Origin of the sequence: Parafrankia irregularis (assembly GCF_001536285.1) — a bacterium.
GTDB classification, from domain to species: Bacteria; Actinomycetota; Actinomycetes; order Frankiales; family Frankiaceae; genus Parafrankia; species Parafrankia irregularis.
Genome location: NZ_FAOZ01000006.1, coordinates 51,259 through 73,722, shown reverse-complemented (window position 1 = coordinate 73,722; position 22,464 = coordinate 51,259). Strand labels below are relative to the sequence as shown.

The 22,464-nt window shown below is 71.9% G+C and carries 17 protein-coding genes and 3 tRNA genes; 9 read left to right on the top strand and 11 right to left on the bottom strand.

Annotated features, from left to right (window positions below; all coding sequences use genetic code 11):
- The first annotated feature begins 281 nt into the window (after nt 1–281).
- Complete coding sequence (locus AWX74_RS11555) at nt 282–2,177, top strand: sugar transferase (protein ID WP_242666181.1); 1,896 nt, start codon at nt 282–284, stop codon at nt 2,175–2,177.
- Here the strand turns inward: AWX74_RS11555 and cysC are convergent.
- Nucleotides 2,171–4,030 carry an adenylyl-sulfate kinase gene (gene cysC / locus AWX74_RS11550; RefSeq protein WP_091274893.1) on the bottom strand — a complete coding sequence of 620 codons (1,860 nt, stop codon included), beginning with the start codon at nt 4,028–4,030 and terminating at the stop codon, nt 2,171–2,173. The two genes, AWX74_RS11555 and cysC, sit on opposite strands and share 7 nt — an antisense overlap.
- 89 nt (nt 4,031–4,119) lie before the next feature.
- On the opposite strand from cysC, the gene AWX74_RS11545 reads away from it, so the two are divergent.
- A complete protein-coding gene (locus AWX74_RS11545) occupies nt 4,120–5,283 on the top strand; it encodes an ATP-dependent DNA ligase (RefSeq protein WP_091274890.1) in 1,164 nt (387 codons plus the stop codon).
- A gap of 86 nt (nt 5,284–5,369) precedes the next feature.
- Here the strand turns inward: AWX74_RS11545 and AWX74_RS11540 are convergent, their stop codons facing one another.
- The 3 genes from AWX74_RS11540 to AWX74_RS11530 all read right to left on the bottom strand — a co-directional run bounded on the left by AWX74_RS11540 (nt 5,370) and on the right by AWX74_RS11530 (nt 8,853).
- On the bottom strand, nt 5,370–7,409 hold the full coding sequence (locus tag AWX74_RS11540; protein WP_091274886.1) for a hypothetical protein: 2,040 nt from the start codon (nt 7,407–7,409) through the stop codon (nt 5,370–5,372).
- A gap of 31 nt (nt 7,410–7,440) precedes the next feature.
- Complete coding sequence (locus tag AWX74_RS11535; protein ID WP_226930972.1) at nt 7,441–7,866, bottom strand: hypothetical protein; 426 nt, start codon at nt 7,864–7,866, stop codon at nt 7,441–7,443.
- Nucleotides 7,867–8,034: 168 nt separating this feature from the next.
- Nucleotides 8,035–8,853 (bottom strand): pyrimidine reductase family protein, encoded by an 819-nt coding sequence (locus tag AWX74_RS11530; protein WP_091275701.1) that lies wholly within the window; start codon nt 8,851–8,853, stop codon nt 8,035–8,037.
- 151 nt (nt 8,854–9,004) lie between these two features.
- Here AWX74_RS11530 and AWX74_RS42000 point away from each other — a divergent pair, with 151 nt between their 5' ends.
- The gene (locus tag AWX74_RS42000) at nt 9,005–9,130 is read left to right on the top strand and encodes a hypothetical protein (protein ID WP_278184626.1); all 126 of its coding nucleotides are present in this window, start codon (nt 9,005–9,007) and stop codon (nt 9,128–9,130) included.
- Between the two features lie 82 nt (nt 9,131–9,212).
- On the opposite strand, the gene treZ is transcribed toward AWX74_RS42000, so the two are convergent.
- The 3 genes from treZ to glgX form a co-directional block, all read right to left on the bottom strand.
- Entirely contained in the window at nt 9,213–10,973 is a 1,761-nt protein-coding gene (gene treZ, locus AWX74_RS11525; protein WP_091274882.1) for a malto-oligosyltrehalose trehalohydrolase, read from the bottom strand.
- A gap of 85 nt (nt 10,974–11,058) precedes the next feature.
- Nucleotides 11,059–13,476: a malto-oligosyltrehalose synthase gene (treY, locus tag AWX74_RS11520; protein WP_226932013.1), complete on the bottom strand. Its 2,418-nt coding sequence runs from the start codon at nt 13,474–13,476 to the stop codon at nt 11,059–11,061.
- A gap of 163 nt (nt 13,477–13,639) precedes the next feature.
- On the bottom strand, nt 13,640–15,883 hold the full coding sequence (glgX, locus tag AWX74_RS11515; protein ID WP_091275698.1) for a glycogen debranching protein GlgX: 2,244 nt from the start codon (nt 15,881–15,883) through the stop codon (nt 13,640–13,642).
- A 171-nt stretch (nt 15,884–16,054) separates the two neighbouring features.
- Between glgX and AWX74_RS11510 the strand changes: the two genes are divergently transcribed.
- From AWX74_RS11510 to AWX74_RS11495, 4 genes are all read left to right on the top strand, one after another.
- On the top strand, nt 16,055–16,609 hold the full coding sequence (locus tag AWX74_RS11510) for an NfeD family protein (protein WP_091274875.1): 555 nt from the start codon (nt 16,055–16,057) through the stop codon (nt 16,607–16,609).
- Nucleotides 16,610–16,691: 82 nt separating this feature from the next.
- Entirely contained in the window at nt 16,692–17,651 is a 960-nt protein-coding gene (locus AWX74_RS11505) for an SPFH domain-containing protein (protein ID WP_091274871.1), read from the top strand.
- 288 nt (nt 17,652–17,939) lie between these two features.
- A complete protein-coding gene (locus AWX74_RS11500) occupies nt 17,940–18,473 on the top strand; it encodes a DUF3145 domain-containing protein (protein WP_054565774.1) in 534 nt (177 codons plus the stop codon).
- Between the two features lie 191 nt (nt 18,474–18,664).
- A complete protein-coding gene (locus tag AWX74_RS11495; protein ID WP_006539043.1) occupies nt 18,665–18,955 on the top strand; it encodes a DUF4193 domain-containing protein in 291 nt (96 codons plus the stop codon).
- Between the two features lie 49 nt (nt 18,956–19,004).
- Here the strand turns inward: AWX74_RS11495 and AWX74_RS11490 are convergent, their stop codons facing one another.
- Nucleotides 19,005–19,595, bottom strand: coding sequence for an isochorismatase family protein (locus AWX74_RS11490; protein WP_091274868.1), 591 nt, complete (start codon nt 19,593–19,595; stop codon nt 19,005–19,007).
- A 185-nt stretch (nt 19,596–19,780) separates the two neighbouring features.
- Here AWX74_RS11490 and AWX74_RS11485 point away from each other — a divergent pair, with 185 nt between their 5' ends.
- Together AWX74_RS11485 and AWX74_RS11480 are read left to right on the top strand one after the other, a co-directional pair.
- Nucleotides 19,781–20,599 (top strand): DUF3097 domain-containing protein, encoded by an 819-nt coding sequence (locus AWX74_RS11485; RefSeq protein WP_091274863.1) that lies wholly within the window; start codon nt 19,781–19,783, stop codon nt 20,597–20,599.
- Between the two features lie 249 nt (nt 20,600–20,848).
- Nucleotides 20,849–21,679, top strand: a complete 831-nt coding sequence (locus AWX74_RS11480; protein WP_165615566.1) for an N-acetylmuramoyl-L-alanine amidase — start codon at nt 20,849–20,851, stop codon at nt 21,677–21,679.
- Nucleotides 21,680–21,821: 142 nt separating this feature from the next.
- On the opposite strand, the gene AWX74_RS11475 is transcribed toward AWX74_RS11480, so the two are convergent.
- The 3 genes from AWX74_RS11475 to AWX74_RS11465 form a co-directional block, all read right to left on the bottom strand.
- A tRNA-Val gene (locus AWX74_RS11475) sits at nt 21,822–21,896 on the bottom strand.
- Nucleotides 21,897–21,910: 14 nt separating this feature from the next.
- Nucleotides 21,911–21,982, bottom strand: a tRNA-Cys gene (locus AWX74_RS11470).
- A 44-nt stretch (nt 21,983–22,026) separates the two neighbouring features.
- Nucleotides 22,027–22,098 (bottom strand) — tRNA-Gly (locus AWX74_RS11465).
- Between the last annotated feature and the right edge of the window lie 366 nt (nt 22,099–22,464).

The following is a 22,464-nucleotide window of genomic DNA, read 5'->3' as shown; positions in this document are numbered from 1 at the left end:
ACCGCGCGCGCCAGGCCTGTCGCGACGTCCGCGCGGCTGCCCGGGTCACACGATCGCTGGAGGGCGGAGTCGGTGAAGCCGCGAGGGGACAGGCCAGTGGGGAATACGCGCCCGGCAGCCGCCGGGGCGTGGGGGGGCCGCGCCCGCGCGTACCGACTACAGGACCGGACGTGTATGAGTGAACCGCTACACCGGCAGGTGAGTCCTGATCGACAATTGGCCCGGCGGGGGGGTACCTGGGGGGTCGTCGCCGCGCGCCCGGTCCGTCGATCAGAACTGACATGCCGAAGGCCAGGGGGGGTCCTGCAGTGACGGATGTGTCCGGGGGAACAAGATCATTCGGGGGTGGGCGGCGGCGGTCTGACGAGCCCAGGCCGTCCGGCAGCCCGTGGCCGGCCAGCGCGACGGGCGTGGTGCCCCAGGCTCGCGGCTACTACGACCAGGACGAGCGCGGCTACGGCGAGCCTGGTTACGGCGAGCCCGGTTATGACGAGCGCGGCTACTACTACGACGAGGACGGCCCGGGGCGCGCCGGGCCTTCGGCGCGCCACGACTGGGCGGCCGCACCGGCCCCGCCGGCGTGGCCTGTCCCGCGGGTCGGGCCGGACGGGCCGGGCGGGCCGCGAGGGTTCGGCGGGCCAAGCCGTCCCGCCGGGGGGCGCCATGCCGGCCCGGGGGTCGAGCAGTTCGCGTTCTCGCAGGTCCAGTCGTCGTCCGATCCGAAGAACTACCGCGCGCAGGTCGGCTGGGAACGTCGCTACGTGCGGTTGCTGGTGCTCTTCGACGCGGTCGCCTGTGTGCTCTCGGTGGGCCTCGCCTACTTCGTGCGTTTCGGTGACGTCGTCGAGTTCGACACCAAGCCCGTCTCGTCGACGCCCTACATCGTGATGACGGTCCTGCTGCCGCTGGCCTGGGTGCTGTCGATGTCGCTCAACCGGGCCTACGAGAGCAGGTTCCTCGGCGGCGGATCCGAGGAGTTCCGGCGGGTCGTGAACGCCGCGGCCCGGCTCACGGCGCTGGTGGCGGTCGCCTCGTACGCCACCAAGGCGGAGATCGCCCGAAGCTACGTGCTCATCGCCTTCCCGGCCGCGACACTGCTCTCGGTCGCGGGGCGCTCCGCCGGGCGCGGCATCCTGCACAGGATGCGGCGCCAGGGGCGTTGCCTGCACCGGGTGCTGGTCGTGGGTGCGGGTGAGTCCGCGGCCACCCTGGTCCGGCTCGCGCAGCGTGACCCCACCACGGGCTGGTCGGTCGTCGGGGTCTGCCTGGACCGGCTGCCCGGCCGGCACAGCCACGACCGACCCGAGCGCAGCGGCTTCGACCTGCTCGGTGTCCCCATCGTCGGCACTTCGGAGAACCTGCACACCGCCATTCAGGCGACGCACGCGACCACGGTCGCGATCGGCCCCCAGATGGACGGCGAGACGCTGCGACGGGTGCTGTGGGCGCTGGAGGGAAGCGATGTGGACGTCCTGGTCAGTTCCGCGCTGACCGACGTGACGGGCCCGCGGATCTCCATCCGGCCGGTCGCCGGCCTGCCGCTGCTGCACATCGAGGAGCCCGAGCTCAGCGGGACACGGCGGCTGATGAAGATGGCCTTCGACCGTCTCGTCGCCACCGTCGCGATCCTCCTCTTCTCGCCGCTGCTGATCGGGCTGGGCCTGGCGGTGCGGCTGACCAGCCGCGGCCCGGCCATCTTCAAGCAGACGCGGGTCGGCCGCGGCGGTGCCGAGTTCCGGATGTACAAGTTCCGCTCGATGTACGTCGACGCCGAGGCGCGCAAGGCGGAGCTGGAGTCCCACAACGAGCGGGCCGAGGGCCTGCTGTTCAAGATGCGCGACGACCCGCGGATCACCAAGGTGGGCAAGTTCCTGCGGAAGTGGTCGCTTGACGAGCTTCCCCAGCTGTTCAACGTGGTCAACGGAAGCATGTCGCTGGTCGGTCCGCGGCCGCCGCTGCCGTCGGAGGTCGCCCGCTACGAGGACGACGTCTACCGTCGGCTGATGGTCAAACCCGGCCTGACCGGCCTGTGGCAGATCAGCGGCCGCAGCGACCTGGAATGGGACGAGTCGGTCCGGCTCGACCTCCGGTACGTCGAGAACTGGTCGTTGGCGATGGACTTCGTCATCCTGTGGCGGACCCTGTTCGCGGTGCTGCGCCGCGAGGGTGCCTACTGAGGCGGCTCCTCGTCCCGAGGTGCCTGCTCGACCCAGCCGGCCTGGACCAGATGGGCGACCACCTGGTCCACGGCCTCGGTCGCGGACAGATCCGCCGTGTTCACGACGACCTCGGCGTCCACGGGTTCCTCATAGGGGTCCGACACGCCGGTGAAGGCGGGAATCACACCTGCCCGTGCCTTGGCGTAAAGGCCCTTGCGATCCCGCCCCTCGCACACCTCGCGTGGGGTCGACACGTGGACGAGGACGAATCCCGCCCCGCGCGCGGTGCTCATGGCCCGCACCTGCTCCCGAACCGCGCCATAGGGGGCGATCGGGGCGCACACCGCCGTCCCGCCGGCGCCCGCGACCTCGGCCGCGACGAAGCCGATGCGGCGCACGTTCGTTTCCCGGTCGGCGCGGGAGAAGCCCAGTCCCTGGGACAGATGTGTCCGGACGATGTCCCCGTCCAGCAGGGTGACCCGCCGGCCCCGTTCGAGCAGCCGGCAGGCCAGCAGCCCCGCCAGCGTCGACTTGCCCGCGCCGGACAGCCCGGTGAACAGGATCGTGAGACCCCGCCGGGAACGTGGTGGCACGGCACGGACCAGCTCGGCCGCCACCGTTGGTGGGGTCAGCTCGGCCGGCAGCGGAGCACCGGCGTCCAGCAGGGCGGTGATCTCGTCGGAACCCGGAGCGCCGATGGCGGGCCCGGTCAGACTGCCGGCGCAGCCGTACACCTCGGCCAGGTGCGCGCGCAGCGCGGTGAGCTCGGCCATCGCATCCAGCGCCGGTCCGCCCGCGTCGAGCTCGTCGGTGAGGCCGCCCGGCGAGGTGGCGCTCATCGTCGGCTCGCGGGGAGCCGCGAGCTGACTCGCCGGGACGACCGGCACCAGCACGAGCATGCCGCGTTGCTGCGGCGGTCCGGGCGACTGCGATGCCCGGCTGGCGGATGATCCCTGACCGGACGGACCTGCCTGGCCCGTCGGCGGAAGGTTCCGTCGGCCGCCCCTGGCGACCGCCTCCGACGCGAGTGGCTCGTGGGCCAGCGTGGCCTCGGTCGGGCGCAGCGGGGCCTCGATCGCGTCCAGCGCGGCGAGCAGGCAGCGCACGCGGAGGTGATGGGTGGCATCCGCCGGATCCGCGCCGCCGACGGGGACGAGGATCACGCAGTGCTTGCCCCGGCGGGTCAGCGCCCGGATCCGACCCACGTCCGCGGTGTGCAGCAGACCGTCGGCCCACACCGCCCACGGCGCGCCGGTGCCGGAAGCCGTCCAGCCCCGCGCGGCGAGCTGGGCGCGCAGTTGCGGTGGGGTGAGGCGCAGCGCCGGATAGTCGGGGTGCCCGGGCAGCTCGAGACCCTGCACGGTGCCGACCAGGAGAGCCCGCCCCGTGCCGTCGGCGGCGGCTTCAGACGGGCCCGGGGCTTCCAACGGGCCCGGGGCGGCCGGCTGGGCAACGGGCTCGACCGCCAGCAGCCGCAGCGCGGCGATCATCACTCCTTCCCTGTCACGCAGGGCCACCTCGGAGCCGACGGTCAGGCCGGCGGCGACGTCCGCCGCAACGGGGAGGCTGGGTACCGGCGGGCCGTCGGGCTGCCGAAGCTGGCCGAGGTAGCTTGGCGCGGGCCCGAACACGCCGAGCAGCATCAGCTCGAGGTCGGCGAGCTGATGCGGGTCCAGCGTGACCGAGGGCCAGGCGATGGACGCCGCCCGCAGCTCGCGGGCCCGTCCGGGATCGACAAGCGCGAGAGCCTGGCCCGCAGACCCGGCGATGTGGTCGGACTCGATGGACGTGGCGGACAGACCGGCCGCATCATGCCCTCGGCGTGGCATCCGGGCGAAGGCGCCGACGTCGTTGTCGGAGGTGGCGCTCACACTCGCGACGGTAGCGGCTCGGCCACTCGGCCGCGTTCCGGGTCGCGACACGCTCGCGGCAGACCGGTGCGGTGCGGGAGTATCCGCACATGGATCTTCCCGTGATGCCGCCGGTGAAGCCGATGCTCGCGCGGGCCGCGTCCGCGATCCCACCGGGCATGCTGTACGAGCCGAAATGGGACGGATTCCGGGCGCTGGTGTTCCGTGACGGCGCGGAGCTGGAGATCACCTCCCGTAACACCCGGCCCATGACCAGGTACTTTCCCGAGCTGGTCGAGATCCTGCTGGCAGTTCTGCCGGAACGCTGTGTGCTGGACGGCGAGATCGTGGTCATCGCCCCCGGCGGCCTCGACTTCGAGGAGCTCAGCCAGCGCGTTCATCCGGCGGCCAGCCGGGTGGATCGGCTCGCGCGGGAGACACCGGTGTCCTTCGTGGCCTTCGACCTGCTCGCGCTCGGTGACACGGCACTGGTCGGGGAGCCGCTCGCGCGGCGGCGTGCAGCCCTGGAGGACCTGCTCGCGGGCCGGACGGGCCCAGGCGTGGCGAGCTCGCCCCCGCCGGGGTCCGGGCCGGCCGACACACAGCTCCCGCCGGGCCGCCCTCCGGCTGGTGTCTACCTCACCCCGGCGACGGACGACCCGGACCTGGCCGCGGACTGGTTCCGGCGCTTCGAGGGCGCCGGGCTCGACGGCCTGGTCGCCAAGCCGCCGGCCGGGCACTACGAACCAGACAAACGAGCCATGATCAAGGTCAAGCACGAGCGCACGGCCGACTGCGTCGTGGCCGGCTACCGGCCGTACAAGAACGACCCGGCGGCGGTCGGCTCCCTGCTGCTGGGGCTCTATGACGGATCGTCGCTGCTGTCGGTCGGGGTCACCTCGGCGTTCCCGATGGCGCGCCGCCGCGAACTGGTCGGCGAGCTCGCGCCCCTGGTGACGGCGATCGACGATCACCCGTGGGCCCGGCCCGGCGGCTCGGACGGCACCGAGGGCGCGGACGGCGCGGCCACGCGGACTCCGTGGGACGCCGGGGAGAGCAGGTGGGCCCGCGGCCGGGACCTGTCGTTCGTCCCGCTGCGCCCGGAGCGTGTCGTCGAGGTGCGCTACGACCACATGGAGGGCCCGCGGTTCCGGCACACCACCCAGTTCGTTCGGTTCCGCCCGGACCGTGATCCGCTCGAGTGCACCTACGAGCAGCTCGAACGCCCAATCGGGTTCGAGATCGCCGACGTTCTGAGTGGTTCGGGTGGCTGACCGAAAGGTCGGTTGACCGGCGCGGCCGCGGACACCGCCGCGGCCGCGGACACGGAGGGAGGCGCGCGGACCCGGGCTGCCGGCGGTCACGGCCGGGCCCAGTCCGGCGCCCACCCGGGCACCACGTCCGAGGGCAGCACGCCGAGTATCGAGGCGACCCGGTCGTTGTTCGCCACGATCGCAGGGCTGGCCAGCCAGCGCTCGTAGGCCGCCCGCTGGCCGCGGCTCATGGCCTCGACGGCGATCGGCTCGTCCGTGGGGCCGAGGAAGTCGTCCGCCGGGCCCGCGATGAAGCCGTCGGCGCGGGGATCGCCGGTGTAGACGCGGGTCGCGCCGTCGGCCGTCGTGACCAGGACCGGCCGGAGCGGATCGCTGCCACGGCGCCGCCACAGGTCCGTGACCGAGGCACGGTAGCGGGCCTGCCAGTCAGGGAAGCGCCGCAGCCCGGCCCGCAGCTCCGCCAGGACCTCCCGGGCGGGACCGGTGGGCTGGTCCGCGGTGGCCCTTCGGATCCGGTCCTCGACGATCTCGACGGTCAGCCCGCGGGCGAGATTCGCCAGGGTGCGTACCAGGCTCGTGGCGTCGATCGATTTCACGGTCTCCGCCAGCACGTCCAGCAGCACCGCGGTGCGCCGCTGGTGCGCCGCCACGTTCGCGGCGTGGTCACGGAGCTCCGCCTCCGCCACATCCGTGAGAGCGGCCCCGAAGAACGTCGCCACCTCGTTGGACTGGTGGTAGGCCAGGGCCCGCGGGCTGGCCGGGTAGTAGCCCGTGTCGGGCCGGTTGTAGCCGCGGGTCTGCTCCCACGCCCGCAGGTCGAGACCGGCGGCGAAGGTCACCGCGTCGGCCGCCAGCAGCGGGGCGCTGGCGCCACCGCGCAGGCTCTCGCGGAGCAGCGTGGCCCACTGCCCCGGCGTGAGGCCCAGGCCCGGTGCCGAGGTGTCGGGCGGCAGCGGAGAGGTCACCGCGGCGTAGAGATCATCCCGCCAGGCGTGGAGGATCTGGCCGAAAGCCGCCCGCATGTGCGCGGACACGTGCGCGGCATCGGGCCCGGCCGTCATCTCGACGAGCCGGACGACGAACTCCCGCGCCGCGGCAGGCTGGTCGTGGCGTGCCGCCGAGCCGCCCGCCGCGGCGATCAGGGCCGCGCGCGCGGGCTCGAGCTGCGCGGACCAGGCGTCGCCGTCCGGGCGCAGGGCGCGGGCCAGGCCGCCACCCTGCAGATGGGACGCGGACAGGAGATGGGAGAGGTGGCGGGTGGCGAACTCCGCGGCCAGTCGCGGCTGTGCCGCGATCGCCCGCAGAAGTGCGGCGGCGTAGTCCCGGTGCATGGAACCGGCGGTCCACCGGCTCCCGTCGGCGGTGCCCCGCGGGCCCGGCCGCAGGCCGGCGTCGTGCAGCGAGCCGTCAGCCGTGCCGAAGAACAGATCCCCGAGGCGCTCGAGCAACGCGGGCGCGAACTGCCCGTGTGCCAGCAGCGGACCCAGCAGGGACGTCTCGACCTCGCCGGGACGGCCCGCCCGATTGAACCCACGCAGCCACCCCCCGGCCAGATCCCGCACCCCGCTGTACGTGGCGAGCCCACGCCCGAGGATGACCGCCGCCCGCTGCTGGGCGGCCGGCCCCGCCGGCACGAACAGCCGGTACAACAGGCGGGCGAGGCCGGTGGGACCCAGCCGGTCGAAGAACCCGGCCACGAAGTCCGGGTCGGCGACCCGTGCCCCGAGGTCGGTGAGGGCGGTGGTGATCCGCTGGCCGCCCGGGCGATCGGGATCGGGGCGCAGCAGTTCCTCCGCGAGCGCTCGGCCAGCGCCTGACGCCTGCTCGGAGGTCTCATACCGGTCGGACGAGGTGGGCAGGAAGACCAGACGTGGACTGTCCCGGACCGCCGGGTCGGCGGCCTGTGCCAGCACCAGGCGGCGGTGCAGCCGGGCCTCCTGCTCCGCGGCCCAGGTGTCGACGGCCCGCAGCCGGTTCGGTGTGTCCACTGCCAGCGGAACGGCGGCGACCTGCGCCGTCAGTACCTGCGCCTGTGCCTGCAGGGTGCCACGGAGATCACCCAGCTTGCTGATCATTCGTTGCAGCGTCTCGGGATCGACGACGACGCGGTCGCCTGACATGGGCATGGGCGTGGACCTGGCCCGCTGCCTGCGCTGCCTACCGGCGCCCGGCTGGCGCCATGGGCACCGCCCGGGCCGGGCCGGGATGGCGTGCCCGGGGGTCGTCGAGGCCCACCAGCTCGGACTGGCCGGCGAGCAGACCGCGGCACTCGGTGACGCACGCCTCGAGATTGCCGAGGGCGGCCGCGCGCTGGTCCGCGGTCTGGCGCCACCAGTCGTCCGCCACCCGGCCCTGCCAGCCACCCGCGGTTGCCTCGATGAACAGCACATCGAACGCGTCGGACACCGCCTGGCGCCCCGCCACGGCGGCCGCCAGCGCGGCCTCGACCGCCTGCAGATACCGGTTCGGGACGCCGGGTTGGGGTGCCGTGCCGATCTGGGGTGCTGCGCCGATCTGGGTTGCTGTGTTGATCTGGGTTGCTGTGTCGACCTGGAGTGCCGCGCCGGGCTGAGATGAGGGCATTGTGCCGCCGTCCGTTGCAGTGATCCGTCAGGGCGGGGCCGGCGTTCCGCGGGGCGGTCGCACGGCCTCGAAGGACGTGATCGACGCTAGGCGTGGCCGATGGTGGCGGCCCGCTTCAGACCCGGACTGTGGACAACGTGAAGTCGTCCAGAGACCGCGTCCCGGAACTCACCGCCCGGCCGAGTCGGGATCGGAATCGGCATCGGGACCGGGCGTCCGGGCGAGCCGCAGGAAGAGGACGTCGCTCTCCTCGAGCACATGCACGAGCCGCAGGCCGAGCGGTGTCGCCCAGGCCGGACCGGTCATCATCCCGAGCCGCCCCGGGCCGGCCAGCACAGGAGCGAGCGTCACGCAGGCCTCGTCCAACAGCCCGGCCTGGGCGAACTGGGCATGCAGGCTTGGGCCGCCCTCGGTCAGCACCCGCAGCAGGCCCCGGGCTGCGAGCGCGGCGAGCACGGCCGGCGGCTCGACGGTCCGTTCCCCACAGATCACGATGTCCGCGACCGGTTCCAGGGCACGCCGCGCCTGGGCCGGTGCAGCCTCGGAGGTCAGCAGCAGCGGGCGTACCGCCCCGCCGAACAGCCGGGCCTGCGGGTCGAGGTCGAGCCGGCCGCTGACGACGGCGACCGGGGGCACGGCCGCAAGTCCTTCGGCGACCCGCCGCTCCTGGCGTTCGGCCGGCACGGGAACAGGGCCGTAGTCCTCGACTCGGACGGTGCCCGCGCCGACCAGCACCACGTCGGACAGCCAGCGCAGGGTGCGGAACACCAACCGGTCGGCTGGTCCGCCGAGCCCGCCCGACCGGCCTTCGATCTCGATGGCTCCGTCGACGGAGGTGACGAAGTTGGACCGTACGTGGGGGACGCCCGGCACCGGCTCGGGCAGCGCGTACGCGGCGTCGAGATCGACGGTTCCGCTCGCCTCTGTGTGTGTACTCCCGAAGGCACCCGTGGCAGCAGGGGCGCTGGTGGACAGAAGGACACGCATCTGCCCGACTGTAGCCGGCACCCGGTGGTACCGGTGTCCGGCCGCAGGCGCTTTCGCCAGGCCCGCCAGACGCCCGCGGGCACCCGGCGAAAGCACCGCGCCGCACGGGCCGCCGCCGTCGGTGTCCCCGCGGGAGTGCCAGGATGAATGCGTGAACACGTACGTGCTGCTTCTGATCTGTGTTCTGATCGTCAGCCTTGCCGGGCTCGGCTCGCTGTACTACCTGCTGAACCGCAACGCGGCCCGCCGTCGATCCGTCCGCCGACCCGGCCGTTGAGCCGCCCGCCGACCCGCCCGCAGGCCCGGTCGTCGACCGGGCCACCGACCGGACCGTCGGGCCGGCCGGGCCGGCGAGTGGGTCAGGCCGTCGGCAGCAGGCGCACCACGACGACGGACTCGCCCGCCAGTTCGACCCGGCCGGGCATGTAGGTGAAGCCGGGCCGGGAGGCCGCCGGCGCGTCGAAGGGCACCCCGTCCACCGGCACACTCTGCCGCTCGGTACCCAGGTTGCACACCACGGCGACGTCACCGTCGCGGGAGAGCCGGCGCAGCACGAACCAGTTCGCTCGCTCGTCGTAGGAGCAGCGCACGGAATCCAGCGCGGGATCACTGAGCTGCGGGAGCCGCCGGCGCAGGGCGATCAGGCGCCGGTGCCAGTCGAGCATCGAGGCGGGACCGGGCTGGTCACGTTCAACCCAGTCCAGCCGGGACCGTTCGAAGGTCGCCGGGTCCTGCGGGTCGGGGACGTCCTGGGGCCCCCACCCGTGGGCGGCGAACTCGCCGCGCCGCCCGGTCCGCACCGCCTCCGCGAGCCCCGGGTCGGTGTGGTCGGTGAAGTACTGCCACGGTGTGGTGGCCCCCCACTCCTCGCCCATGAACAGCATCGGGGTGAACGGCGCGGTGAGCAGCAGCGCGGCTCCGATGCGCAGCCGGCCGTCGCTGAGCGTGGCGCTGGCGCGGTCACCGGTTGCCCGGTTGCCGATCTGGTCGTGGTTCTGCAGGAACGTGACGAACCGGTAGGCCGGTGTCCGGCGTGGCACCGGCCGGCCGTGGGCCCTACCGCGGAACGTCGAGTACTCACCGTCATGGACGAACGCGGAGCTCAGCGCCTTGCTCAGCGTCTCGAACGAGCCGAAGTCCCCGTAGTAGCCCTGCCGTTCCCCGGAAAGGGTGGACCACAGCGCGTGGTGGATGTCGTCCGCCCACTGCCCGTCGAGACCGTGGCCTCCCGCCTCGGGTGCGGTGATCATCCGCGGGTCGTTGAGGTCGGACTCCGCCACCGCGAACAGCGGACGGCGTTGCTGGGTGCCGAGCCGGTGCACCGCGTCGGAGATCTCCTCCAGCAGGTGCCGGGCCCGGTTGTCGACGAACGCGTGCACCGCGTCCAGGCGTAGCCCGTCGCAGTGGTAGTCCCGCAGCCATGCCAGCGCGCTGTCGATGATGAACGCGCGGACCTCGTCCGAACCGGGGGTGTCCAGGTTGACCGCCGGGCCCCACGGGGTGCTGTAGCGGTCGGTGAAATAGGGGCCGAACCGGCCGAGGTAGTTGCCGTCCGGTCCGAGATGGTTGTAGACGACGTCCATGATCACGCCGAGGCCGCGGGCGTGTGCGGCGTCCACGAAGCGTTTGAGGCCCTCCGGGCCGCCATAGGGCTCATGGACGGCGAACAGCCCGACCCCGTCATAACCCCAGCCGTGCCGCCCCGGGTACGCGTTGACCGGCAGCAGCTCGACGATGTCGATACCGAGGTCCGCGAGGTGGTCGAGCCGCTCGATCGCCGCGTCGAAGGTGCCCTGCGGCGTGAACGTGCCGACGTGGAGCTCGTAGAGCACGCTGCCGGCCAGCGGCACCCCGCGCCAGTGGACGTCCGTCCAGGGGAAGCGGGCGTGGTCGACGAGCCGGGAGCGGCCGTGCACCCCGTGCGGCTGCCAGGCTGACCGCGGGTCGGGCAGCTCCTGCTCGCCGTCATCGAGGAGGTAGGCGTAGTCCGTCCCGTGCCGGGCGGACGGCACCTCGACGGTCCACCACCCGTCGGGGGCACCGGCCATCTGGTGCACCGTGTCCGACACGACCAGGCTGACGGTCTTCGCGGCAGGTGCCCACACCCGGAAGTAGCTCATGGTCTCCTGTCCTGAAACCGTGGATGTCCTGCAACCACGGATGCTCTGGAACTACGGATGCTCTGGAACTACGGCGACCCTGGAACTACGGGGTGCGGATCAGCAGGCTCACCGGGAAGTCACGCAGCAGGCGCAGCACGTAGGCGGTCCCACCGTCGTGCCGGCGGCCGGTGAGCACGTCGGCCCAGCGGCCCTCGGGAAGGGTGACGGTGGTGTCACGCCAGCCGCCGCCACGCCGCAGCCCGAGCACAAGCCGCGGGACGACGGTGACCACCGACTCCGCCCGGCAGAACGCGACCACGTGCTCGGCGGCCGAACCGGACGCCCACAGCGGCCGGTAGCTGCCGTGCTCGCCGAACCACTCCGGATGGTCCCGGCGGATGCGCAGCGCCCGCGCGACGACCAGCAGCTTCGCCGCGCCCGAGTCGTCGAGCAGGGGCGGGCGTTTCGGGGCGGCGAGCTCGGATCCGGGCTCCACGCCCAGCTCGGTGAGCATCTTGGTCCGCTCACCGAAGTTGACCGGACGCCGGTTGTCGGGATCGACCAGCGAGTGGTCCCACAGCTCCTGGCCCTGGTAGACGTCCGGAATGCCGGGCATCGTGAGCTGGAGCAGCTTCTGCGCGAGGCTGTTCTGCCGGCCGAGCTCCACCAGGGTCGAGACGTAGGTGTCGAGGGCCGCGACGAAGTCCTCGTCCTCCAGGGCGCCCTCGATGTAGTTGGTCAGCGCCGCCTCGTACGACGGGTCGGTGTCCGCCCAGGTGGTGAAGTGCTTGGCCTCCCGCACCGCCTTGACCATGTACTGGGACACCCGCTCGGCCGAGATCGGCCACGCGCCGACCAGGGTCTGCACCAGCAGGTACATCGTGACCGGATCGGGCCAGCCCGCTTCCGGGTCGGCGTGCCGCTCGCCCAGGCGGGCCAGCCGCCGCACGATGTCGGCCCAGCCCCGCGGGTCCTCCGACAGCACGGCGAGCCGGGCCCGCACGTCCTCGGAGCGCTTGGTGTCGTGGGTGGACAGGGTGGTCATGGTCAGCGGCCAGGTGCGCTGGGTGCTGATGTTGGCTTCGTGGAACTCGTTGACGGCGCTGCGCGGATGCCCGGTCGGGTAGGCCGGGAAGTCGCCCGGAGCGCCCCCGACCTCGTTGAGCGCGACCATCGGGACGTACCGGTAGAAGGCGGTGTCCTCGACGCCCTTGGCCATCACCGGGCCGCAGGTCTGCTGGAAGCGCACCACGAACTCGGGCGGCCCGGCCAGCGCCAGATCCTCGATGAGATCGATCTCGCTGGTCCGGCCGGGCAGCGTCAGCCGGGCCTGCTCGCAGGCCCGGACGATGTGCCCGCGGGCTTCCAGGCTCGGTGTTCCGTCCGGTCGGATGTAGGCGCGGTACACCTCGAAGGCGGCGAGGACCTCCCGCAGCGCCTCCCGCAGGCCGGCCCGGGTGAGGTCGGCGCGGTCGCGGCGGGCCTCGGCCAGCGCCAGGCCGGTGAGCCGGTCGACCTCGGGCCGCAGCACGCTGGTCAGGACGTCCATCTTGGCCTGCCGGGCCACCAGCGCGAAGTCGGGGGAGCGGCCGGTGACCTCGGTGTAGAGGGTGCCCATCGTGCGGGCTGACACCGGGTCCAGGAAGAGCCGGGTCAGCCGGTTCAGCGCGTCGTAGCCGGTGGTGCCGTCGCAGGCCCAGTTGTCCGGCAGGGCCTCCTCACGCTCGATGATCTTCTCGATCACCGTCCAGACACCGCCTGTCGCGTCGGACAGCTGGCGCAGGTATTCCTCCGGGTCGGCGAGGCCGTCCGGATGATCGATGCGCAGGCCCTCCAGGTTGCCGGAGCGGACCTGCTCGATCAGCAGGCGGTGGGTGGCGGCGAAGACGTCGGGGTCCTCCTGCCGCAGCCCGGCGAGCGAGGAGATGTCGAAGAAACGGCGGTAGTTCAGCTCCGTCCCGCCGACGCGCCACCAGCACAGCCGGTAGTACTGCGCGTCCAGGGTCGCCGCGACGTCGGACGGGTCGGCCGTGCCCGCCGCGACCGGGAGCACGTGGTCGTAGTAGACGATGACCCATTCGCCGTCCTCGTCCTGCTCGACGCTGATCTCGTCGGCGGCGAGGCTGTCGGCGAGCGACTGGCCGAGCAGGGGCAGCAGCACCCGCCCCGGGTTCTCGGGGGAGTCCCAGTCGATGTCGAACCAGGAGGCGTAGGGGGAGTCCGGCCCCTCGCGCAGCACCGACCACCAGGCCGTGTTCGTCGTTCCGGGCGTCAGCACGGCCATGTGGTTGGGGACGACGTCCGCGATGAGGGCCAGCCCGGCGCGGCGGGCGGCCGCCACCAGCCGGCGCAGGCCGCCGAGCCCGCCCAACTCGGGGTTGATCTGGGTGTGGTCGACGACGTCGTAGCCGTGCGTCGACCCGGGCGCCGCCTCGAGGATCGGCGACAGGTAGAGGTGGGAGACCCCCAGCGCCGACAGGTACGGAATGATCACGGCGGCGTCGGTGAATCCGAACTCCATGTGGAGCTGGAGCCGGTAGGTCCCGGTGGGGATGCCCCGGCGCTCGCCGCCGTCGTGCGGGCCGCCCTGCCTGGGCCCGCCGCCTCGCCCGGCCCCGCCGTCCCGACGGCGGTCGGGGGCGTGTCGCTCGGCGGGCCCGGTCCGGTCCGGGCCGCCGGGCCAGTCAGCTGACACGGCGCAGCACGAGGGTGGCCCGAGCGTCGATCTCGAGCGGATCCTCGGCCTTGATCACCTGCTCGGCGTCGGTGGCATAAGCCCCGACGCCACCGAGCATCGCCGCGATCTCGGCGCTGGATGAGCGCGTGTCCACGATGATCTCCCAGGTGGTGCCGAAGTTGCCCGGTGGTACCACGAACCGGATCGGCTCGTGGTGGGCGTTGAAGAACAGCAGGAAGGAGTCGTCGACGATCGCCTCTCCGAGCGCGTTGGGGTCCGGTATGCCGTGCCCGTTCAGATAGCAGCCGAGCGAGCGCGCCGTGCCGGACTCCCAGTCGGTGTCGGACATCTCGCTACCGTCGGGACGAAGCCAGACTATGTCCTTCGCGGCCGGGTCGGAGGTTTCCGCGCCGCCCGGCTGTTCACCCGCGTTGTGGTCGCCGGCTGCGTCGCGGGTGCCGGCAGCGTTGTAGCCTCCACCGGCCGAGCCGCGGCCCGCCTCGCCCTGGAAGTACCGGCGACGCTGGAAGACCGGGTGCGCCCGCCGTAGATGGGCCACCTGGGCGGTGAACTCGACGAGATCGGCGTTGCGTTCGGCGTCCGCCCAGTCCAGCCAGGAGACGGCGGTGTCCTGGCAGTAGGCGTTGTTGTTTCCGTGCTGGGTGCGGCCCATCTCGTCGCCGGCCACCAGCATGGGCACCCCCTGTGAGAGCAGCAGGGTGGTGAGCAGGTTGCGCGCCTGGGCGCCCCGCAGACGGTTGATCACGGGATCGTCGCTGGGCCCCTCGACCCCGCAGTTCCAGGACCGGTTGTCGTCCGAGCCGTCCCGGTTCTCCTCGCCGTTGGCCTCGTTGTGCTTGTCGTTGTAGGAGACCAGGTCGTGCAGGGTGAAGCCGTCGTGGGCGGTGATGAAGTTGATGGATGCCGATGGCCGCCGGCCGCTGCTCTCGTAGAGGTCGGAGGAGCCGGTCAGCCGGGAGGCGAACTCGGCGATGCCGTGGTCCTGACCGCGCCAGAAGTCACGGACGGTGTCGCGGTATTTTCCGTTCCATTCGGTCCACAGCGGCGGGAAGTTGCCGACCTGGTAGCCGCCTTCGCCCAGGTCCCACGGCTCGGCGATCAGCTTGACCTGGGAGACCACCGGGTCCTGCTGGACGAGGTCGAAGAAGGAGGACAGCCGGTCGACGTCGTAGAACTCCCTGGCCAGGGTCGCCGCGAGGTCGAAGCGGAATCCGTCCACATGCATCTCGGTCACCCAGTACCGCAGTGAGTCCATGATCAGCTGAAGGACGTGCGGATGCCGGACCCGCATGCTGTTCCCGGTGCCGGTGTAGTCCATGTAGTACCTCTGGTCGTCGTCGACCAGCCGGTAGTAGGCCTGGTTGTCGATGCCGCGGAAGCACAGCATCGGGCCCATGTGGTTTCCCTCGGCGGTGTGGTTGTAGACCACGTCGAGGATCACCTCGATGCCCGCCTCGTGCAGGTTGCGCACCATGGACTTGAACTCCTGGACCTGCCGCCCGTCGCCGCCGGCGGACGAGTAGCCGTTGTGCGGCGCCAGGAACGCGATGGAGTTGTAGCCCCAGTAGTTACGCAGGCCGCGACGGACGAGGTGCTCGTCGTGGACGAACTGGTGGACGGGCAGCAGCTCGATGGCCGTCACACCCAGACGGTGATAGTGGTCGATCATCACCGGATGCGCCACCCCCGCGTAGGTGCCGCGGTACTCCTCGGGCAGGCCCTGGTGGCGCATGGTCAGACCGCGCACGTGGGCTTCGTAGATCACCGTCTCGTGGTACGGGCGACGGGGCGGGCGGTCGCCGTTCCAGTCGAAGAACGGGCTGATCACCACCGACTTCATCATGTGCGGCGCGGAGTCCGCGGTGTTCACGCTGTCCGGATCGCCGAAGTTGTAGCCGAAGACGGCCTGGTCCCAGTCGACCTCGCCGTCCACCGCCTTGGCGTACGGATCCAGCAGAAGCTTGCTGGGGTTGCACCGGTGGCCACGTGCGGGATCATGAGGCCCGTGGACACGGTAGCCGTACCGCTGCCCCGGCAGCACGGCGGGCAGGTAGGCGTGCCACACGAACGCGTCGCGCTCCCGCAGCTCGATCCGCCGCTCGGTACCCGCGGCGTCGAACAGACAGAGCTCGACACGCTCGGCGACTTCGGAGAAGATCGCGAAGTTGGTGCCCGATCCGTCAAAGGTGGCGCCGAGGGGGTAAGGGCTGCCTGGCCAGACCTGCGACATACGCACGAAGCCTACGGCTCGCCACCCGGCTGTGACCGGCTGGCGCGCGAACCGCGGGCGGCCGTTGGCTGCCACCACTGCGTTTCTTGTTGATCGTTTGGCTGGTCGCCCGGTCGGGTGCCCGGTTGTTTCGCCGATCGCTGCTGCCGTGGCCGCGGGAGGGGGAGTCCCATGGCGGATGAGGTCGTCTGGGTCGTCGTGGCCGGTGCCCTGCTGGTGGGGGAGCTGTTCACCCTCGACCTGATATTGATCATGTTCTCGGTCGCCGCTCTGCTCAGCGCGGGCGTCGCCGCCCTGGGCGGGAATCTGATCGCACAGCTCGTCGTCTTCGCCGTCGCCTCGACCGGCCTCACCCTCGGCCTGCGGCCGGTCGCGCGGCGCCACCTCCAGCAGGGGCCGGAGCTGCGGACCGGAACGGAGGCGCTGGTCGGTGCGCGAGCGGAGGTCCTCGAACGGGTCGACGGGCGGGACGGACGGGTGCGGCTGGCGGGCGAGGTCTGGTCCGCGCGATCGTTCCCGGACACGGACGTGCTGGACGTCGGCGCGACCGTGCTGGTGCTGCGGATCGAGGGCGCCCGGGCCGTCGTCTGCCGCAGCGAGCCGAACCTGCCGCCCGGCCTCGACCTGCCCGGCCTCGACCCGCCCGACCCGGGTTCCGGCGGGCCCGGTTCCGGGGGGCCCGCTTCCGGCGGGCCGGGCGCAGGCGGGCCGGTGACTCCCGCCTAGGCCGTTCCGGGCGTGCCGTTGCATCGTCTCGGACGTGTGCCGGGGATCGGGACCTCGGCCTTGACCAAGGAAAGGAGCCGAGATGGGCGGAGTCATCGCGGCCGCTGTGGTGGCGCTGGTAGTTCTGATCTTCCTGGTTCGGTCCGTGCGGATCGTTCCGCAGGCGCGGGCGATGGTGGTGGAGCGGCTGGGCCGCTACCACCGCACGCTGACGCCGGGGCTGGCGATCGTGGTGCCGATCGTGGATCGGATCCGGGAACGCATCGACCTGCGGGAGCAGGTCGTGAGCTTTCCGCCGCAGCCGGTCATCACCGAGGACAACCTGGTCGTGGGCATCGACACGGTCATCTACTTCCAGGTCACCGACCCGCGTGCGGCGACGTACGAGATCGCCGACTTCATCCGCGCGATCGAGCAGCTCACGGTCACCACGCTGCGCAACGTGATCGGCGGCATGAACCTGGAGGCGACGCTGACCTCGCGGGACCAGATCAACGGGCAGCTGCGCGGCGTCCTCGACGAGGCGACCGGCCGGTGGGGCATCCGGGTGAACCGGGTCGAGCTGAAGGCGATCGACCCGCCGCGCTCCATCCAGGACTCCATGGAGAAGCAGATGCGGGCCGAGCGGGACCGTCGGGCCGCGATCCTGACCGCCGAGGGTGTGAAGGCCAGCGAGATCCTTCGCGCGGAGGGCGAGAAGCAGGCCGCGATCCTGCGAGCGGAAGGCCACCGTGAGGCACAGATCCTGGCCGCTGAAGGTGAGGCGAAGGCGATCGGGACGGTCTTCGGTGCCATCCACGAGGGCGACCCGGACCAGAAGCTCCTCGCCTACCAGTACCTGCAGATGCTGCCGCGGCTGGCTCAGGGGCAGGCGAGCAAGCTGTGGATCGTGCCGAGCGAGCTGACCTCCGCGCTGGGGGGCCTGGCCGGCCCCGGCGGGCTGTTCGACGTCGAGGCCCGCGCCGACCGGGCCACCCGCGGCCCGGCCAACGGCCCCGCCGGGCAGGCCGGCCCCACCACGGCCGAGGACCCCATCGCCTGATCCGGCCCGTGCTGGTCCGTGCTGGTCCGTGGTGAGCCCTTTCCACCTCACGGCCCACGGTCAGGGAGGCCGAAGCCCGAGCCGACGACGGAAGAGGCTCACTGGTCCGGGCGGGCGGTAGAACCAGTCACTCTGTTGGGGTGGGGCACGCCACAACTGGCACCAGGGGAGGGGGCGGGTCTAGTCCTGGCCCGCTGGTCATGGCACGATCGACTGGTATTCGAGGGGCTCATGTGACGAGACGCAGGGGAAGGCGTTCCTCGTCGACGGAGGTCCCGCGTGGTGGCAATGTCATCGACGGCTCGTGAGCTGTCATCCGGCACGTCGTCCTACGTCGTGCCGGGCAAGCTGGCCGTGCTGGCGTGTCCGCCGGCACTGTGCCCGCACCTGGAGTTCGCCGTGTCCGGCGCGCTGACCGCCCCGGTCTCCCTGACCTGGACGGCGCAGCCGGGCCAGCCCGGCTTCCTGTATGCCGGCCTGGAGTGGCGCGCGGCCCCGGGGACAGCGGGCCGGTTGGCGACCGTTCTGCGCCGGCTGGGGCATGTGACCTTCGAGACGGTCGAGGGCCCCTCCCCGGGCTGTGACGCGGAACGGTACTCCTTCACTCCCGAGCTGGGGCTGCACCGCGCCGCCATCGCCGCCAACGGGGACGTCGTGGTGGGCGAGGCGGCGCTGCTCGCCCTGCTGGAACGCGGCGAGGCGCGGGAGTCCCTGTCCCGGGGCCTGCATCGGCTGCTCGGCACCGCCTGGGACGATGTGCTGGAACCGCTGCGCCGCGGGGCACACGGCGCACCGGTCACCTGGCTCCGGCGCACTGGATGAGCCGTTTTTCCGGACAGATCGTGATCAGCCCGAAGCGTCCTTAGCCGGGCGTCCGCGCGGCGATGAGCGCCTGCTCATCTTGCTGTGGTCAAGCCCACATCGTGTTCCCGTGGGTCGGACGGGCACATACCCCCGGGGTCGTGCGTTGTGGGTTGCGCACGACAAGAGCACAACCTTTCTGGGAGAACTCAGTGGCCACCGATTACGACACCCCCCGAACAGCCGATCTCGAGGATTCCGAGCAGAGCCTGGAGGCCCTGAAGGCCCGGCGGGCGGACGCGGCGGCGGACCTTGGTGACGACGCTGATCCGTTCGAGACCGAGCTCGGCCTGCCGGGCGCCGATCTGTCCGGGGAGGAACTGACCGTCCGAGTCCTGCCACGGCAGGCGGACGAGTTCACGTGCACCAGCTGCTACCTGGTCCACCACCGCAGCCAGCTGCATGACGCTCGCCGCATGGTGTGCCGGGACTGTGCGGCCTGACCGCGGGTGAGGCCGCGGGGCCGCGGCGGGCGGTACTGGCCGGCGCAGGTCAGGCCGGTACCCGTACCCCCGCCTCGATCATCCGGGCGACCGCGCGTTCGCGGTCGCCCGAAACGCGTTCCACGAAGCGTGTGAGCGCGAGCGGGACAGTGACCTCCAGGCCCTGTTCCCGGGCGTCGAGGGCCGTCTCCAGCACGCAGTAGTCACCCGCCAGGCCGACCACGACGACGCTCGTCACCGCTCCCGCGGCGAGCCGCTGACCGAGCACGGTCGCGGACCGCTCGCCCGAACGCGGGTCCCGGACGGAGAAGGCCGAGTAGCCGTCCGCTCCGTCGACACCCTTGCGGATGACCTCACCGGCGATCACCACGCCGGGATGGAAATCCGCCCCGGGCGTGTCACGTATGCAGTGGGGCGGCCAGACACCCCCGTCGGTGACGAAGTGCGGTGTGGCCGGCGGATGCCAGTCCTGGCTGTAGAAGACCGGACTGCCCGCGTCGGCCGCCGCGGCGATCTCCTGGTTGACCCCGGCGATGATCTCCTCGCCGCCGGTGACGTAGAGGCTGCCGCCGACCGTGGCGAAATCGTTCTGCAGGTCGATGACCAGAAGCGCCACCCCGTCGCCGTAACGCGTGCCCATCGCTGCGCTCCGATCCTCGGCCGGCCGGCCGGCCCGATCCCGCACCCGCTTGGCCGGACCTCGCGGGCGGGCTTCGCGGGCGGACGCCCAACGGCCCGCCCCAGGCCGGCGGCTGATGGCTCGATCGGGACACCCGCGGCGTGTCGTCGGGAATGCCCGTCCCTGTCCCACTGTAGGTTGCGGGCGTGCGCAGCCGCGACTACGGATCCGATGTCCTGGCCCAGTCCAGCGTCGACGCCAGGGCGCCCAGGCCGCCGCGGGCGGTCGAGATCGAGCGAGACCTGGTCGTGGAGGACGCCGAATCGGGTTTCTGCGGCGCCGTGGTCGGTATCGAGGCCGGCGGCGTCATCCTTGAGGACCGGCACGGCCGCAGGCGGTCCTTCCCCCTGGACGGGGGTGTCTTCCTGCTGGACGGGGAGCCGGTGACACTCATCCGAGCCCGGTCGGCCGCGCCGCGTCCACCGGGGCGCACCGCCTCGGGCTCGATCGCCGTCCCAGGCCTGCCCGCCCGGGTGGCCCGGGCCAGCCGGATCTACGTCGAAGGCCTGCACGACGCCGCGCTGGTGGAACGAGTGTGGGGTGACGACCTGCGGATCGAGGGAGTCGTCGTCGAGCCGCTGGACGGTGTCGACGACCTCCCGGAGATCGTTCGTGGCTTTCAGCCCGGCCCGGGCCGTCGGCTCGGGGTGCTTGTCGACCACCTGGTCGCGGGCTCCAAGGAGAGCCGGATCGCGGCGGGCGTCACCGGCGAGCATGTGCTCGTCACCGGGCACCCGTACATCGACATCTGGCAGGCCGTGAAGCCTGCCTCGGTCGGCATCCAGGCCTGGCCCACGGTTCCGCGTGGGCGGCCCTGGAAGGAAGGTGTCTGCGCCGCGCTCGGCGTCGCTGATCCCGTCGAGATGTGGCGGCGGATCCTCGCGGCGGTCGACTCGTACGCCGACCTGGAGCCCGGCCTGCTGCGTGCGGTGGAGGAGCTGATCGATTTCGTCACCGCGCCCTGATTCCGTCCCGCGACTCCATCCTGCGACTCCGTCCCGCGCCCGGCCGAGCTGTCGGGTCTGACACGGGAGGGCTGAGGACTAGCGCGTATATGGTTCTATACGGCTAGTTCAGATTGTCCGGCCCTTCGGTGGCTTCGTGGTGTGAGGCTGGGCACTGGGCTGGTCGGCCTGTGGGGGGCGGACAGGAGCGGGGGGCGTCCATTGCCCAGAAGCAGGCCCGGGAGCAGGCCCCGGAACACGCCCAGAGCGGTGTCACCCTTTGCCGTACTCGCCGGCGCTGCGCTCGCGCTCATCGCCGTCGCTTCGGCGGGACTGGCGTTCTGGCCCGACGGCGCCAGCTCACCCGGCGCCCGGCATCCCGGCGTCGAGGTCGCCTCCGCGCAGGATTCCCGGACCCTGCTCGGGCGGACCGTGGTACTCGATCCGGGTCACAACGGTGGCAACGGCGCCCACCCGGCAGCCATCAACCGGCGTGTCGACGCCGGTGGTTTCCAGAAGGAGTGCGACACCGTCGGCGCTTCGACCGACGACGGGTACGCGGAGCACGCGTTCGACTTCGACGTCGCGATCCGAGCGGCGGACCTCCTGCGCGCCCTGGGTGCCACGGTGATCCTCACCCGCAACGAGGACGACGGTGTCGGGCCCTGCGTCGACGAGCGGGCCCGCATCGGCAACGAGGCCGGCGCGGACGCCGTGGTGTCGATCCATGCGGACGGGGGCCCGGCGGAGGGCAGCGGATTCCACGTCATCGCGCCCGCGGCCAGCCCCGACGGGTCGAACAACGCGATCCTGGACAGCTCGGGCCAGCTGGCGGACCTGCTTCGGGCGTCATTCGGCGCGGCCACCGGGCAGCCCCGGTCCGACTACCTGGGTTCTGACGGCATCGCCATCCGCTCGGATCTCGGAGGGCTGAACCTCTCCCGGGTGCCGAAGGTCTTCCTGGAGTGCGGCAACATGCGCAATCCCGGCGACGCCGCGCGGATCAAGGATCCAGCCTGGCGTCAGCGGGCGGCAGAGGGTGTCGCCGACGGGCTCGCCGCCTACCTGACCGGCAGCCCGCCGGACGACGGCCGCTCGTAGGTGCAAGTTCCCGACCGCGACGGAGGATGTTCGTTCCCACCCAGTTCCCACGGGTGATCCCGAACAGCGGAAGTGATCCCGAACAGCAGAACGGCCACCCCGCCGGGGTGGCCGTTTCCGTTGCGCCGCAGCGCATCCGGAGTGGTGGGCGATACTGGGATTGAACCAGTGACCTCTACCGTGTCAAGGTAGCGCTCTCCCACTGAGCTAATCGCCCGCAATTTGGATCAGAGGCGGAGGCGGGAATCGAACCCGCGTACAGGGCTTTGCAGGCCCTTGCCTAAACCACTCGGCCACTCCGCCGCGAAAGGCCGTGATGGCTGCAATCTCTGACCACACCGCTTCCGAGCGGACGACGGGATTCGAACCCGCGACCCTCACCTTGGCAAGGTGATGCTCTACCACTGAGCCACGTCCGCATGTTCCGCTTGATCCCCCCTGGGGGACCCGGTTCGCCGATCGGATCGGCTTCCCGCTTGGCGGTGTAGGTAGCACTCTAGCGGACGATCGGGGCGGTCGTCGAATGTGAACGCCGCCGTGCCGGGATGTCGCTCGAATGTCGCCCGATCGTTGGTGGTGAGTTGGGCTGACAGTCACTTTTGGCGTTGGAAGCGGCGCCGGCGCTGGCTGGGGCGGTCGACCGTCACGCTCAGGTGTCGGCCAGCCACGATGGCGGCCCACCCTCGTGGTGCGGGCGCCTCCTCTCCGGCAGGCCGGAGGGCGCCGGCCGGTGGGCAGAGGCCGGAGCGCGGCCGGCTGGCCGGCCGGTAAGCGCTGAATGGTGA